12 protein-coding genes are annotated in these 15,996 nt (G+C 53.0%); 9 read left to right on the top strand and 3 right to left on the bottom strand.

Annotated elements, in window-relative coordinates; genetic code table 11:
* Positions 1-115 precede the first annotated feature (115 nt).
* The 6 genes from Q7C30_RS15080 (at position 116) to gmtX (ending at position 9,812) form a co-directional block, all read left to right on the top strand.
* A complete protein-coding gene (locus Q7C30_RS15080) occupies positions 116-1,456 on the top strand; it encodes a hypothetical protein (RefSeq protein ID WP_317871982.1) in 1,341 nt (446 codons plus the stop codon).
* A 116-nt stretch (positions 1,457-1,572) separates the two neighbouring features.
* Complete coding sequence (locus Q7C30_RS15075) at positions 1,573-2,505, top strand: hypothetical protein (protein ID WP_317871981.1); 933 nt, start codon at positions 1,573-1,575, stop codon at positions 2,503-2,505.
* A gap of 106 nt (positions 2,506-2,611) precedes the next feature.
* Positions 2,612-3,361, top strand: coding sequence for a hypothetical protein (locus Q7C30_RS15070; protein WP_317871980.1), 750 nt, complete (start codon positions 2,612-2,614; stop codon positions 3,359-3,361).
* A gap of 142 nt (positions 3,362-3,503) precedes the next feature.
* Entirely contained in the window at positions 3,504-4,889 is a 1,386-nt protein-coding gene (gmtY, locus tag Q7C30_RS15065; RefSeq protein ID WP_317871979.1) for a gamma-mobile-trio recombinase GmtY, read from the top strand.
* A gap of 485 nt (positions 4,890-5,374) precedes the next feature.
* A complete protein-coding gene (locus Q7C30_RS15060) occupies positions 5,375-9,127 on the top strand; it encodes a VPA1269 family protein (protein WP_317872066.1) in 3,753 nt (1,250 codons plus the stop codon).
* A gap of 91 nt (positions 9,128-9,218) precedes the next feature.
* Positions 9,219-9,812, top strand: coding sequence for a gamma-mobile-trio protein GmtX (gene gmtX / locus Q7C30_RS15055; protein WP_317871978.1), 594 nt, complete (start codon positions 9,219-9,221; stop codon positions 9,810-9,812).
* A 132-nt stretch (positions 9,813-9,944) separates the two neighbouring features.
* Here the strand turns inward: gmtX and Q7C30_RS15050 are convergent, their stop codons facing one another.
* The 3 genes from Q7C30_RS15050 to Q7C30_RS15040 form a co-directional block, all read right to left on the bottom strand.
* Complete coding sequence (locus Q7C30_RS15050) at positions 9,945-10,526, bottom strand: hypothetical protein (protein WP_317871977.1); 582 nt, start codon at positions 10,524-10,526, stop codon at positions 9,945-9,947.
* A gap of 436 nt (positions 10,527-10,962) precedes the next feature.
* Positions 10,963-12,402: an MFS transporter gene (locus tag Q7C30_RS15045; protein ID WP_317871976.1), complete on the bottom strand. Its 1,440-nt coding sequence runs from the start codon at positions 12,400-12,402 to the stop codon at positions 10,963-10,965.
* 282 nt (positions 12,403-12,684) lie between these two features.
* Positions 12,685-13,647, bottom strand: coding sequence for a hypothetical protein (locus Q7C30_RS15040; protein ID WP_317871975.1), 963 nt, complete (start codon positions 13,645-13,647; stop codon positions 12,685-12,687).
* A 349-nt stretch (positions 13,648-13,996) separates the two neighbouring features.
* Between Q7C30_RS15040 and Q7C30_RS15035 the strand changes: the two genes are divergently transcribed.
* From Q7C30_RS15035 to Q7C30_RS15025, 3 genes are all read left to right on the top strand, one after another.
* Complete coding sequence (locus Q7C30_RS15035; protein ID WP_317871974.1) at positions 13,997-14,137, top strand: hypothetical protein; 141 nt, start codon at positions 13,997-13,999, stop codon at positions 14,135-14,137.
* A 119-nt stretch (positions 14,138-14,256) separates the two neighbouring features.
* On the top strand, positions 14,257-14,631 hold the full coding sequence (locus tag Q7C30_RS15030; protein ID WP_317871973.1) for a type II toxin-antitoxin system CcdA family antitoxin: 375 nt from the start codon (positions 14,257-14,259) through the stop codon (positions 14,629-14,631).
* 808 nt (positions 14,632-15,439) lie between these two features.
* Complete coding sequence (locus Q7C30_RS15025; protein WP_317871972.1) at positions 15,440-15,751, top strand: hypothetical protein; 312 nt, start codon at positions 15,440-15,442, stop codon at positions 15,749-15,751.
* Positions 15,752-15,996: the final 245 nt, after the last annotated feature.

Genomic DNA, 15,996 nt, shown 5'->3' with positions numbered 1-15,996 from the left:
TCAGTGAAAGCTCGAAAGAGCACTACCTGTAATAGCACGATCTCCTAGGCCATGATTTTTTGCGGCCCCAGTAAGACGTAGGCGGGTGGCGTTGATTATGGGGTTGGAGAAAATTATGAGCACACCATCCTCGCTCCCAGAGCGCGTCAGCGTCACCAAGACCCTGCCCAAGACACTCAAGGGCATCAAGAAACGAGCCAAGAAAATCTGCCTGCCCGGCCAAAAGCATGCTGAGGCACTTGATATCGTTGCACGTCAACTCGGTTATCGTGACTACTATCAGGCACAGCAGAAGTTGGCATCAGGAGAGGTAGTGCCGGAAACGGCATTGCGCCAAAGCCAGCACTCGGTCTTCCTCTCCGCCTATTGGCGGGACACGGATACCAGACCTCGTTCGGCGGGTTGTGAAACGCTGGAAATCTTTCTCCCGCGTCCGCTGAACAGCATCGTGTCGAAGCACCAGGCAAGGTATGCCCTCAACCTTCAGGGGTTCCGGCAAGAGGCGTCGGATCATTTTGAGATGATCTCCAATGCGAACAGCCAGGCTCGGGCTTGGGAGCTGCTGGTTCGTGCGGCGCTCACGCTGCAGTTCATGGAAGTAAGTGGACTGCGCCCGGCCACTTCCCAAAAGCAAAGGCAAGCGCTTGAGCTGCTCACCGACTTTCCATTGAAAGACCACGTTTCTTTGTGGATCGATCCTGCATCGGGCACGTGGGTCGCGTTGGATGAACCTTATGGGCGCGTGAACAATGAGTCGAATGTCATGAGGCGCGCTGCTTGGATCTCGGATAAGGCCCTACACCTCACCAAGCCAGTCTGGGCAGGCCTGTACTACCCGGATAACGCAGTACCACATCTGATCTCGCCGAGTGAGGCGTTGGTGACCAAGATCACTGAAAGCCTCGAAGCGCTATCGCCAATTGCGACGGTGCCCTCCAATGATCAACCGTGGCCTGGTACGTCCGAACCCTATAACGCTCGGTTCACCAGCCCTGCGAGAAAAGCGAGCGGTGTTGTTCGACGGGCTCGACCTGGCACTACCTATGGCTACAGCAAAGGTGCAGTCGAGTATCACCGGGAAGCCGGATATCCATTGCTCTGGCGTCCCGAGAAGCCACTGAGCCAGCTTGATCACAAGCGGGTTGGGGCAGAGCTCCAGTGCCTGATGATCTCGCCTATGCCCTTCAAGGCCTATGACAAGCTTCGCACGTGGTGCTCGACCTTGGAAAACTGGATGTTCCAGGAGTACCGGGAGGACGACCGTGAGGCGGGTTTCTACGATACCTATTATGGCGGGGAGCCTTCCCGGTACACCTCCGCACGTGATCAGGTTTCCGCCCTTCAGCGTGTCATTCAGATCCTTAATGATGGGTATGGTGAATGCAAGCCTCGCCGAGACCTGTTGAAGGATCTTGAAGGCGCCTTGGCGATGATCGAAAGCCAAGCTGCTCAATAGTCACCTCAACCCTAGTAATTGGCCGTCTACCGCCAGATAGCAATGGTGGTAGGCGACCTTAGGGAAGCGCGTGTGCGAGTTTCCACCCTCGACCTTCAGTGAAAAGGATGTGTCACGTGATTCATGATTTGTTTTCAAAACGTCAACGCCGGCAGCGCGGTGAGATGCCAGATGTTTTGCAGTGCGACACCCTGCCGATCGATTTGAAAAAGCAGGTGGGGATGTTGATCGAAGAAGCTCTAGGAAATTCGGAAACCCCCAACCACCACCTAGCTGTGCATGTCTATGCGCAGATAATCCAAGCCCTTGCTGAGGAGTGGGCAAGGCCTGATTTATTGCCGCTCAGGTTTGAACGCTACTTTGAAAAGCCTCTGGTAGACATTTTCGTCGACGAGCCAGATGTTGAACGGTCGCTTGACGTGATTGAGCTGGTGTTCCGAAGTGCGAATCGACAAGCAGAAAATGCTGAGTACTATCCGGGCTTCGATGGGCGACGCCATGTCGATGATTGCATTGAGGAGCTGAACACTCGCTTCAGGGAGCACGGTGTTGGTTATGCCTATGTAAACGACGAGATCATCCGAGTCGACTCAGAAATGATGCACACTGAGGTCGTCAAACCCGTCGTCCACTTCCTCAATGTTCCGGGCTTTGAGGGGGCCCAGGAGGAGTTTTTCACTGCCTACTCGCACTATCGGCAAGGTCTGTACAAGGAAGCGATCACTGCGGCCAATAAGGCTTTCGAAAGCACCATGAAGGTCATTTGTGAGCAAAAGGGCTGGGAGTACAAGAAGAGGGATACAGCTAGCAAGCTGATCATGATTTGCATCGAGAAAGGGCTGTTCCCCGGCTACTACCAAAGCCACCTTTCATCCCTGTTCAACCTCCTTGAAGGCGGAGTGCCTGCCATTCGAAATAATGAAGGAGGGCATGGCCAGGGCGTTGAGGTGAAGACCGTAGAGCCTCACATCGTGTCCTACACACTCCACATGGCCGCCTCGGCAATCCTGCTTCTAGTCAACTCCGCCAACAGCATGGATTCACGGTGAGAGCCATCTAGGCCCTCTCTCCTGAGGGCCTTCACCCCTATTTCAAATTGCACAAGCTTTGTCCCGCCTTGTGGTAGCGTCGCGCTTTTTTCACAAGGAGCTGGCGGTGCAGCAGTTGAAGACCCTCAAACATGTCCATGCCCATGATGATGACGAGTCAGTTCAGAAGCTCCTGAATGCCTGGATCAAAGCTGTGGAGCGTTACACCAAAGCGTTTCAGGATAACCCGTGGTGGTACAACGAGCGCGCCTCGCTGAGCGTCTTGGCAGGAGCTGCCTGGACTTTGAAGGACTGGTTCGCGCTTGAGGAATTCAGCACCATCAAACGTATGCGGACGCTCACGCCTGGCGTAGATGAGGGGCACCTGCGCAATGGTCGTTGTGATCTGTTCATTCGCAACCCAGAAGAGAGCATCGCCATTGAGGCCAAACAGGCCGTACAGCGGATAGGTGTCAGGGCAGATGGCGAAACCTATATGAACAAGGCCCTGAAAGCGGCATGGGATGACACGGGTGATCTTGGCCATTGGGAGGCCAATCGCCGATTCGCTGTGACATTCGTCGTGCCTACCATTCCCTTGAGCGAGGTTCGGATCGGAGCGAGTAAGCGAATACAAATCTGTCCTGACAAGGTAAAGGCCTCGCTGAATCTTTGGCTCACAGATGAGCCCTATTTCCCAGGGTGGTCACTGAAACCCACGCAGTTCGCCTACATTTTCCCTAAACTTGGAAGCCCCGACTACGTTGATGGGCACCGTTATTTCCCTGGCATTGTGGTGATCTTTGATGAGCGCCTCAGGGCAAATCAACTCCGCAGGCCAACTGAGGCCTCTGATGTGACAGTCGCGCTGGCTTGATGCAGGCGCGAAGGTTCGCGCCAGATATGGTTGCGTGCCTTCGCGCGATATTCTTATTGCGAAGAAAATCTTGAGATTTGCCAGTGCATCAACTTTGAATGTTATAATGGATATATAAATCTACTATTTCTACTAAGTTATTATGGCATTCGCGCTCAATATCAACACCAAATACATCAATGACAATACTGGTCGAGAGATTGAGCTACCCGGTCTTTTGACCCAGGACGGCCTGTTGATCTCCCACCTTCGATACTTGGGCAGTTCACGTCGGGTGAGCAGGAGCGCTTCATGGAGGGAGCGGAGCCGCTTCGCGATGAGGCTGCTCCTGTCCTACATTGCTGCTCATGAGGGGCGTTTTGAGAAAGGCACGCTTCTGCTTGAAGGTTTTGTCCAAGCTCTGGAGTACGGCACCATCAACGTTGGATCTCAGGGTGATCCAAGCGGTTTGTATTGGACGCCACGTGGTGCGGAAGATGTCAGGACATTGCTTGGCCACATTACACAGTACACGGACTGGCTCGCTGAAGAGCCACAGTATCAAGCTCCACGGCTGAATCCTCTGGTGAGAGCTACCTCGAACGAGGAACGATTGAATTGGTGCGCCTATTACCAGCAGCAAACAAATGTCTTTCTGAACCACCTGGCCGATCCCGGCGAGGCGAAACGTAATAACGCGACAGCTCGGAAAATTCAGTCGAGGCGCCCAGATAAGGCAGGTGCGAAAATTGCAAAGCGCTTCCCAGAGTCAGAAATTAAAAACCTAATAGAAAATGGTTTCGTTCTACGTAGTGCGGATGTGGATGCCACTGCGAATGACCTAATCGATTACAAGGGTCGAGCAATGACGATCCTCATGCATTATGGGGGATTGCGTAAGAGTGAGCTGTTTCACCTATATCTGAGCGACATAATTTATGATCGTAAAAAGAAAGAAGTGATTATCCGAATTTGGCATCCTTCTGATGGGCGGGTCGAGTTTACTGAAGGTTATTCAAATCGGCGTGACTACTTGAATAGGGCGTTTCGGCTCAAGCCTAGAACTGACTACAGAAAGTCCGACTCCCAGGCTGCAGGGTGGAAATCACCACTGTTAACTGATGGTTCCGATGGATACATTGAGGTTGTGTTTTACCCCCTCTCAATGGCCAAGGTGTTTTTTCATAACTACATCTGTTATCTGAAGCAGCAGCGTGTAAACCCTGCAAGGGGTAGTGAGCATCCCTATGCTTTCACCAATACTCAAGGGAATCCGGAGACCATGGCAAACTTCAATCGACAGCACAAAGCGGCTGTTCATCGAATTGGTTTGGAGCATGCTAAGAGATTAGGGACGAGCGAACATGGCCACAGGCATGCTTTTGGGTATCGTTTAGAAGAGGCTGGAGTTTCGCCGCGCATCATTCAAAAGGCGATGCACCACAAAAGTATTGAGTCCCAAGAAACCTATAAAGAGCCCACTGCAGCAGATATTCGTAAGGAATTCGCCGAGCGTGAGCGCGCGATTCAAAATAAGCAGCAAGGATAGGGATTGCTTCAGTGATCTAGAGCCAGGTCGGCTGGCCGACTGAGGAGGAAGGTGTTTGCGAGCGCCCGACTGGTGCTCACTCACCTCGTAGTCGTCCTCAATAGGAACCTCAATCCCTTCATAACGAGGCATTTGGGAGCATGGATTCGACGTCAAAATGTAACAAAATGTTACATGGTGCCTCGCGTTCACAGCGCTGGTGCAGAGTGCCTTTAAATGTATATTGCCATTCTCAATTCTGAATTGAGATTTTCTACGCGTTTTTCAAAGAAGCTGTAGGGCGCGAGTCGGCTGGTTTTTAAATTCGCGAGCCAAATTCAAAATTACGGGCTTACAATTCTGAATTGGTGTCAATGTTCTAGTAAATCGAGTTGGTGCGGTTTTGATGTATGTTGACAATACAAAATTTCCGGGGGTTTTATTCAAAAATAAATTGGTATAGCTTCTGTCGTCTTCTCCAGTTAGACACCAAGGCAGTGAGCTATATGAATAAATTTGATCGAAGTTCCGGTAATGGCCGCGATGGTGGTGATGAAGATCGAATTTCAAAAATTACAGGCAAAAGGTTGCCCACCCGCATTACCCCGGGGAATGTTCGCCCTGCACTAATCTCTGCGGACTTTTTAAGTTATGAAGAGGCATCCCTTTTTTGCAGGACTAATGGGATTATTCAGAAGCAGCAATACAATACTTTTCGAAAGACACATCCCGAACTTCCTAGGAGGCCCGACATTCACTACGGGGATCAATGGGAATCTTGGAATAAGTTTTTTGGTCTTCCCGAGCCGTACGCTACCCTTGAGGAGTGCCGAGATGCGGCCTTAGCTATTGGAATTGTAGGGGCCGCTGATTACAAAAAGCGACGGTTCGAGGATCCGAGGCTTCCGGCTGATCCTTCGATCGTTTACGAGAACTTCCCCAAAAAATTTGCAGAGTTCATTGGGAAGGAGGTTCCTCCTTATGAGACTTATGCCGAAGCTTCTGCCGCTGCGGTTCGGTTGGGTTTTAAAACGCGAGACGCGTATCTTAGAAACAGAAAGAAAGATCCAAGGCTGCCTGTTGGGCCTAGCTGGGCATATCCTAATGAGTGGAAGGGGTGGGCTGATTTTCTTCAAATTAAAGTCGAGTTTCTAATTACTCCCGAGCAACGGGGGTTCTATGCAACTTATAGTGAGTTCAAGGAGGCTGTTGCTAGGTTAGGTCTTAAAACTCAGCGTGAATATCAGTTAGGTTATTTCAGGGATCCCAAGCTTCCTAGTCGCCCTGATAATACCTATTTTGATGAGTGGGAAGGGTGGAAGCGTGCCATGGCTGGAAGGGGAGTTCATTACAATACCTGGCAAGAGGCGCGGGCTGTTGCTCTGCAACACCGTTTCTGCGGTTCCAAGGATTATCACGCAAGGTATAAGGCTGACGATCGACTACCCTCGGATCCTATTAAAAAATATAAGGATTTTCCAGGCTTCGATGTATTCCTGTTGCCTGATGCATACGATCAACTAGATGACGTTCGTTTGGCATCAAAAATTCTCAAGATTAAAAATAAAGATGATTATGAAAAGGCTAGGACGAGATTTTCCGTGCTGCCTGAAGCTCCTGACCTCCTTTTTGCGGATGAGTGGGTTAGCTGGCCGGATGCTTGCGGTCTTCCGACCCCTTACAGTTATTCTGAGTTGCAGGAACTCGCCCAGCTGCACCGCTGCAAGACCATGGATGAATACCAAAAGCTCTGGTCAAAGCTCAAAGATCCTCGAATGCCTTGGAAGCCCGAGGATGTCTATGAGGAGTGGGTCAATGTTTATGAGTTCTTAGGTAATGGCATGCCTGCGAAACTCATCTATATGCCAGAGGAGTGTCGCTTGTGGCGCGACGATATTCAGATCCATATCAACAGCGCTCGGTCGAAAGGGCAGCGCGAGTTGTGGGTCTGCCGATTTGTACGCGACTACATCATGCCAAATGGCTTGGGGAAAAGCGTGCAGGAGTTTTTGACCGGTGGGCGTGCGGATGTCAAATCATTCAAAGCCTTCCTAGACACCTATGGTGAATCTCACCACGGTCGCCGGGCATGGTTCGCGATCAACGAGTACCTGGAAGATGCGCTCAAGCGGCACTTCACAGAAGAGGATGAGCGAGGTTTTCTCTACCGTGCTGCCGGAGCTGCGAATCCGCTTGCTGGCGTCGAGGTCGAAGGCGGTAAGGCACCACCCTCTGAGTCCGTCAAACCGGTGCTGGCTTACTTTTGCGTAGAGGAAGCTCGGAAGTGGATCGTTCCTGAAGACGCGACGAGCTTCCGAGATCTGAAGAACATCCAGTCGTTCGATGGTGACTACTACCCAGTGGATGAGTCGGTGATTGACCCTGATGACCCGAATTGTATCTACCGCAAGTCGGGTGACCAGTATTACATCTGGTACCCAGTCCACTGGATGGCGCTGTACACGCTGGTCTCGGTGCCTGCACGTGGACGTCAGATCATGTACAACGACTCTGGCGAGGCCGATGAGTACATTGTGGAATTGGTGAACGGTGTCCCTTCCTGGGTAAAAAATACCGGGCGCTTGGCCACCCTTGGCAGGCAGCAAGGCTTTATCACTCATTCCGCCGAAGGCGACTGGGGAATGTATTTCACCAGCAACAAGACCAGCTATGACGGCGTGGGCTACAACGTGGCCTGGATTCCGGACAAGCTCGTGTACTGGCTCACGGTCTTGCGGGATTGGCAGCGTAAATACAACCCGGTAAGCCGCATTACGCCTTGGATTGATTGCGCAACGCGCTGCAACCTGTCCAAGAAAAAGCTGGCCAAGAAAAAACCGAACGTCTTTCTGTTTCGAGGGTGGCGTGAGGATCAGCCTCCTATCTTTGCTCCATCCATGACCTCGCGCTTAGCTGCGACCCTGTATTTCACTCAGTCCAACAGCCTTGAGTTGGCGACCTTCGAGCCTGGAGGATCGAAGTCGTCCTTGAGTCGTTATAGCTCGATCTACACGCCGCACAGCATGCGCGTCTCTTTGATTACTGCCTACGTCCTAGATTTCGGGCTGCCGGTGTCGATCATCATGAAGGTCGCTGGTCACTCATCCATTGTGATGAGCCTTTACTACACCAAGGTGGGATCCGCGAAGCTCAGGTTCGAGATGGCTGAGGCAGAGAAGCGAGCTCTGCTGAGGAGGGTCGATGATCTCCAGATCATGGTTGAGCAGCAGCGTCTCGACGATTTGCAGGAGCAAATGGTTGCTAATAGTGAAGAGGCGCTTTCGGCAATTCTCTCCGGTCAGACGGGGACGCAGTTGGTGCGGGATTACGGCATTTGCCCATATGCAGGATCCCGATGTGCGGACGGCGGAGAGAAGCTCAATAGTAGCTCGTGGACGCCTGTGCCTGCAGGTTACTTGGGAAACCAGAACTGCCCGCGCTGCAGGCATTTCGTAAGTGGCCCAGTGTTTATGGGTGGCTTGGCTGCTCTTTGGAATGAAATCAGCCTAAGCGCGAATCTCCTCTGGGAGCACTACAGCACTTTGGAAAATGAACAACAGCAGCACCGCAACAGGATCCAAGAACTGGACTATCTGGAAGCACAGATGGAAGCCAGCGGTAGAGAGTTCGATGAAAGGGAGCGACTGCAGTGCGAGAGGGCCAACCGCAAATTGCACTCTGAAATGGAAGGGATCGCGACGAAGATGGATATGTACCTATGCGACATGCAGGCGATCACCAAGCAGATCGAGGACTCCAGGATTGCTTTGGATCGCCAGGCTCAATCGAAAGGCGCGGGCAGCCAGGGTGGTTCAGTGCAGCTCATTGCCTCGGATCGGAGCGAGCTTACGGTAGGGTACCGCGAGACATCGCTTTTCCAGCAGCTCAATGAAGTCTGCGTGAACGCGACCATCTACCAGTCCGCATCGGCGGTAATGGCGACGCCTCGACGCTCCCAGATCATTGATCGCATGGCCATGCTGAACAACATCCGTCCCCGGATGTGCGAATTGAGCGAGTCCGAGCAGTTAGTGCTGGGCAACCAGGTCACCGACTTCTTTTTCAAGCGCCTCAACAGCCGGGTGCTGGTCGACCAGTTGTTCAGCGGCGAGTTGTTGCTGAGTGATCTTCATGGCCCAGAGGCAATCTCCCACGAGGAATTTGCGCAGGTTCTGGCGAGCGGTGGTGGAGGATCTGAACGTGGCATTGGCCGCAGTGCACACCGCATCGAAACGGCTGAGGCCTGCTTTGCTGGCTAAGCCGCCCGTGCTGCTCCAGGGCTCACTACGAGCCCTTTCAGATTCCCCGGCTCCACTACGTTCTGCGTCCATATCGCAGTAAAGGAAATATATGTCCCCCGATGAAATGTTGGCTCGACTCGTTGAGAAAGCGCCTCGGCAGAAGAAAACACTGGAGGCCATCTTTGCCGTCTGCCGAGAAATTGAGACCTCGGGAAGTACAGATTACTCCTACACCAATGTCTCGCGATTGGGACAGGGCCGTGGTGTGCCCAAAAGCCAAAGCATCTACAACGAGACGGGTGTCAACTACCAGGCATTGATCAAATGCTTCGCCGCACAGCAAGGGACACGCAAGCGCTTCAGGCCGAGGGCGGGACATGCCTGGGCAGACGAGATTGAGGATCCCCGTATCCGGATCCTTGTTCAGCAGACGCTAGCAGAGCTTGCAGAGGCCCAGCGCACGATAAAAGAAATTGTTCCTCCCGGTACCGTTATCAAGGTGGACGATCGTAGTGGGACTGCTCCTGACTACAAGCTCAGCCGGCTTGAGCGGCGAGCCTTGGAGTATCTGAGATCTGATGATTTTATTCTGGATTGGAAGCTTCAGCGGGGTGAGTCCGGTGATGTCCTTGATCCGGATGGTAAGGCGATTTTCAAACCGGCCACCATGCAAGCTATCGAGAAGGTGCTGAAGGTGATGTGAACCTATAAGTGCCTCTGTAGGTGGGCATTTCTTGGATGAGGCTACTGTCATTGACTTCCACAAAACTGATCAATCGCGGGGGGCGTCTGAAGAATTAGATGGGCAGGGAGTTCCCTACCCATGTCTGCAGCTTCAGATCAGCCCTTTGTCCTTCAGTTCTCGCTGGACACGGCGTTTAATTTTCGCGATCGGTGGGTCTTCGACAACTTTAGATCGCTGGTTGAAGAGCGAAGGGAATCGAGACTTGGCCATCGCTACAGGCACCAAGGCGAACGATCCCCACTTCAATTGCCAAGCGTGAAACTCCGCTTCGGTCTCAATGACGTACAGAGGCTCATCAAAAACGTTACGAAAGTCCATGGCGCTGAGCGCCCCATGGCCGGGAGTTGGTACTCGCACCTCGCGTCCCCGCTTGTCCCAGCCAATGAAGTACGAGTCAAAGCCAACTGACGTCCACGTACAATCATTCAGGCGTACATGGTCTACGCCCTCTTTTGGCAGTCGCAGGGCGCATATCCTCTGCATTAGGCCAAGGTAAAAATCACCGATGCGATCAGAAGGAGCGGTCTTGACGCACCCTTTGAAGTGGTTGTAGTCCTGGTAGCCGAGTCGTTTAGCCAGATAGTTGAGGTACTGGGTGTGCTTAAGCTTTGGCGCATCCGCCACCTTCGTATCTTTGAAGGTTTCCAAAATGGATTCAGCAGAAAAACTCATGACATTAGCTCCACTGTCATGGCCGTAAAAGCACCTTAGAAGGTAGACCCTTGCAGATCTCATGCGCTTTGCTGGGCTTGCTGCGAGCCGGGCTGGCCACGGGGGACTAATGTGGTTGGCAGCTACTGCACCGTACTTTCCCACGCAGCAGGGCGGTGTACGGCAACCTGGGCTCTGGGCCCTGATCTGTAGGATAGCAAGTGGCGAAATTCTTGTGCAAGTTCTTAAGCCCGGTGCTCAGTCGAAGACCAGGACTGGATGATCTACCCCGCCTTCATCACATGACGCTGAGCGACATCGGCTTCGAGCGGCTATGCCTATCCACAATTCGGAGGTTGGATCGGGAGGTAGCTCGGCGTTGCCATTTCCCTCGGTGGCGGGACTGCCTTGGCATCTGAAGATTCCCGCCACCTGACTAACACGCGCATCTTCAAGATCAGGCCCGAGCCCTCATCCTGGTGGCACTAAGAGCCGTTGCCAATCCCGCGACAATTGCGGCAAGCCCGAGAGCGTAGTCAATCGCCACCGCCTCCAACTCAGCGGACGTAGCGAGAGATTGCTCCCCCATTGAGTTCAGAGCGAACGTTGCGAGCGCAACTCCGACAATGGCGGCCCCTAAGCACTGACCAAATGTACGGGCGATTGCCAAGATTCCCGAGGCGTTTCCGCTCCTTTCCTTGGAGACGCTGGACAGCATTTCGCGATTATTGGGGCTTTGGAAAATAGCGAATCCGATACCACTCAAAATCTCGCGCCAAACAACATCGAAGGCGCTCGCATGCGTGGGTAGAAAGGCGAGAGCTATCAGCCCTATCGTCAAGAGTGCCAAGCCTATTGTCGAGAGTAGGGCGGGCGGGTGCCGATCTGCTAAACGGCCAGCCTGTGGTGCCGCGATGATGATGCCAATGGGCCAAGCACTGAAAAGGAGTGCGGCAGAAAACGCATCGTAACCGTATGCGCTCTGGAACAAGATCGGCAGGGACAGGAAAGCGATGCCCTGACCGACGAAGGTGATAAATGACGTCAGCGCAGCCAGAGAGAAGCGTGAAGACCTGAACATATCCAAGGGCAGCAGTGGGGTGCTTGTGTGGCGTTGGCGCCATACGAACGCACTGCCAGCCCCGACCATGAGTATGCCGTACAGGCTGCAGCTGAATAGCACATCTGCCAATGATTGCTTGTGGGCGTTTGATAGGGCGTCGGTGCCCAAGATGGCCGCCGCCATGGTTACCGCTGAGAGTGCTGCACCGATGGCATCGAATGACTTTATGGTCTTTGAAGGGTTATGTGGTATCGCTCGTAACGCAAGCGTCAGCGCGACAATACCCAGTGGAACATTGATCGCGAAAAGCCAAGGCCAGCCAGCCCAGGACACCATCATTCCTCCAAGCGCGGGGCCTATAGAAGAGCTGGCCGCAACTAAAAGAGCATTGAGGCCAAGCACTCGGCCCAGTAACAGTGTTGGGAACACCGTACGATAAATCGCTGGCCCGATACTCAGCGTCGCAGCCCCTCCGATCCCTTGTAAAACGCGCAGCGCGACCAGCACGTCTAGGGATGTGGCGAGGGCGCAGCCCAAAGAAGCGAGTGTAAATACCCCCACTCCGGTTGCGAACAAAGCACGAAAACCGATGCGTGCAGACAACGCAGAAAAGGTCAGTATGGTGACAGCCGCTGCGAGTAGATACCCATTAGCGACCCATACCGTATCGCTTGTAGAGGTGCCAAGGGCTTTGGAAATCGACGGCAACGCGATGTTGACTACCGTCCCGTCGAATACCGCCATTGCCGTTGCGGTCATCACCGCGAACATAACCAAACGTCTCTCAGCACCGGGCAAGCCGTCGTCCGATGGTTCATCGTGAAACAGTGACATTGGGCTCCTTATCAATCGTGTGAGCGTGTTGGAGTCGGGTGTCTACTTAATCACTTGACGAAAAGTGAGGGATCTTGCCATGCCTGATGGAGTGCTTTGATGAAGAAATCTTAGCTTTCAGAGCTGCTACAACGTGGCAGTGAAATTCGAGGTGTGAGTAATGGTGGTGCATAATCTTGTGGTCTTCGTCGCGCACGCATGCTTGGCATCACCATCATGCGTGCTCTCTGAAGTCACGGAGTACCCATTGAGCGAAAGCAATTATCAACTGCTTGGTCGTCTCTACTCAGCAGGGCCAGTGGTCTGTGCTATTCGTGGGGTATCACTGCCTTCTTGGTCGAGAATTGTTCTGGGATCGTCGAGCGGCCCGGCGTTAGGGTCGAAACCAAGCCGTATGGCCTTCAGCGCTTTAAACCGCTCCATAAGCAAGATGAGCGTGTCAGCAAAAGTCAGATAGGAGTCAAAGGGAATGTCTGAGGACACTTTGTGTCCGTGCCACCGTTTATCCTCATCGTCAGCTATTTCGTTCGCTTCCCCGACCATTCGCACAATTCCAGCCTGGCCTTCATATCCTTTGCAATATGGGTAGTAGCGCAGAAAACTCTGTTCATCTCCACGGAAGAGCAGAGCAGCCATGGGGGATTTCTTGGGTCTGCCCAGCGGAAGCAGAGCTCTCTGAAGGTGGCGTTCGAGTAGGGTGATCGCCGCGTTAACCTTGCCAATCACGACTTTCTCTCTGGAAGCTGCTTCTGGCGCACGTTTGGTTAGCGAGTGGAATGCAATCGCTAAAACAACGAGATATGAATCAGCTGCCGTGACCAATGGAGCAAGCGCATTTGTCATCATCCTGGGCTTGTCTTGATAAATATGGGGCATGAAGGAGGCGAGAGCTACTTCGAGGCCCGAGTAAAATGAGCCCGCAGCTTCTGTGCATAGCGCGTGGGAGCGCCCCAGCGTGTCTTCCAGACCTGTGTCGACATACGACTGGAAGGTGTCAATGATCGCTTCGTATCTTAGCTTCTGGGCTTCAAGGTGCCGGTCTTCCAAGAGACCGCGAATGGCATCAATGATCCGTTCCTCGTTGACCTGGTTCACCACCGTTACCTGAAAGCAGTGCAGTTTGGGCACGAGATCCCCGACGACACCCAGCCTTTTTTGCATCTGGCCGAGTTCGTTGCGTGAGTAAATCTCGGCATTTGGACTGACCTCTTTGCCGATGAATAGAGCAGGTGGATCACTTGCCATGACGCTTCCTCCGAGACTTCCGCTCATCCCGAGCGTGTGAATTCATGGCCTTATCTTAGCTGGTCGGAATTGCTATAAGGAGCGCTAGATTCTGCTCCGGTGGTGGGGCGCAGATGGGCAACGCCCGGAGCGGGTGTCCTCTGTCTCGACGACCAGGTCATGCCCAAGGTGATGATCGAAACCAGCGTGACGAGGGATGCGAAGCAGGCCACGGATAGGCTGATGCCGATTGCCGGTATGCCAAAGCCGATGAGCACAATCGGCACTGAAGTCGACAGGTAGTACGTCACGAACAATGCTGATGTGACGGCAGCTTTGCTGCCGGCTGGGCTCCAGGAAAGCCTGGCATGTGCGTCATGCCAACTACATCGAGCTCCGCTGGCAGCTTCGAATGCACCTGAAGCAATATTTAGGAGAGCGGCTTGTCCGCGACGGCTTTGCATTCAGTGCGATCCGCGATGAGCATTTCGCCGCCGACCTTGGCCTCTGAGGCAAAGGTTGCCTTTTTGTAAGTCGGTGGTGAGGAAAATTTTCGTGGCAGGCTTGGGTTCTCAAGCATACGCTTGGCATCAAGCCAATCCATGGCCTTCTCAACACTGGAGAGCGCCCGTGCCCGCAGACTACGACCTGACTGCCCCCAATGAGTCAGTAAGCCTCAGCATTAACGCTGATCTACTCGCAAAAGCAGCTAAGTTGGATGTCGACCTCAGCGCCGTGCTTGAACAAGCTTTGATCGACGCTATTGCTCAATGTCAGCGTGAGCCGGGGCCTGAAGGTCGCAGGGAGGCCGAGCCATGTTTAGCGGTGGAAACAATCGATCCGGCGCTCCTGACCGCAGCGATTCAGCTATTTGGTAATGAACTCTGTGCGGTCGAGTGGCTGTCCAGGCCCACTCGCGCGCTCGGCGATAAACGCCCAGTTGATGCAGAAGTCGAGCAGGTGTTGGAGCTGATCAGACGCCTGGAACACGGCTTAGGCACCTAGCACCATTTCCTCGACTTCAGCCGATCGCAGTGCACTGCTTCGCCATGACACGCCATTCATAGGTTTTAGCTGACCGAAGAACGTCCGGAGTATTGTTGATGGCTCCGCCATTTTTTGGCGACTTGGCATGACGCTGTATGGGATTGATGCGGGTGGTGTGGCCAATTGAAGCTCACCCTAGATAGCCCGATTTTATGCAAGATGGTTCGGGCCGTGTCGGACAAACGTGCTCATATGCGACAAAAGATTCAAGTTTGCGACGACTTGACTATCCCCCCCTCTTGAAAATTTTAAAGCGAGACGGAGTTCTATATTTGAGACCAAGAAAAAAGCAGCAGTGGCTCAGACGCCTTCGCACGACACAGGATATCGGCAGCTTTTACATCTGATATTTACGGCTTCCAGATCACATGGTTTTGAGGTCTGCGGTGAGTCTGAGGTATGGATGGTGGGGCTGGGGGCGGAGGAGAAATCGCTTTACTTTGCAGCCGTGAGGCTGCTGCTTTGGCTTTGATTACAAACCAAGCGTCATATTTTTTGACAAATCTATATATGGTGTTTTTTTTGGCTTGTATTTCGGTTTTTTCGCTATATGTAGTGTTTTGTGGGTGTTGGCAACCTTGCTAGAGCAGATTGTGCCGTCCTCATGGCAGGCGTTGCTTTTTACCTCTGAAGCCATGAGTGAGCTAATGGGGACGTGCAAAGTCTCAGGGATGACGCTGTTGTCGGTGTAAAATACCTCCCTTGAGCGTCTTATGACCCGTTGAAGGTCATCACCCCCGAACTTGAAGTGCTTGAGATCTGAAACATGAGCGAGAACCTTAGCGAAGAAGAGATGAGGGCTGCGTTATTTGGCAGCGCTGGTGTCCCTGTCGACGAGCCAATTCGGCAGCCGTCCATGGTGTTACAGGCTGCCAAACCATCTAGGGCTAAACGGCTGTCCTCAAGGTTGCGTGTCATCTTGCACGTTACCAAGGAGTTCGAAGGGCAGGAGGAGGTGTTCACTCATGATGCTGATACCCTCAGCACACTGATTGCGGAAGCTGAAGCGAAAGCGGCGGCTAAAAAGAGAAAGTATCGTTATTTCAACGTGATCTCAGTCATCCCTGTTCAAGTTTGAATATGGGGCATCCTTGGTTGGAGGCAGTGGAACGGGGCATGCCACTTATTGCCTGTCTCAGTCGTCCCCGCAGCAGTGCGATGCGACGCTCGTGTCGCAATGATCGTATCCGCTCCATGAACCCCACATTCCAAGCAGATAACTGATGCCCGATGCTGCGCTCCCGATTTCCTTCTGGAGCCCGTCCACCATGATGCGACCCGACAGCAAAGTCGAAAAGGTGTACCTCTATCCCAAACCCGTAG

The sequence above is a fragment of the Pseudomonas sp. RAC1 genome (genome assembly GCF_030658255.1).
Taxonomy (GTDB): Bacteria; Pseudomonadota; Gammaproteobacteria; order Pseudomonadales; family Pseudomonadaceae; genus Aquipseudomonas; species Aquipseudomonas boreofloridensis.
This window is presented reverse-complemented; position numbering and strand designations above follow the sequence as displayed.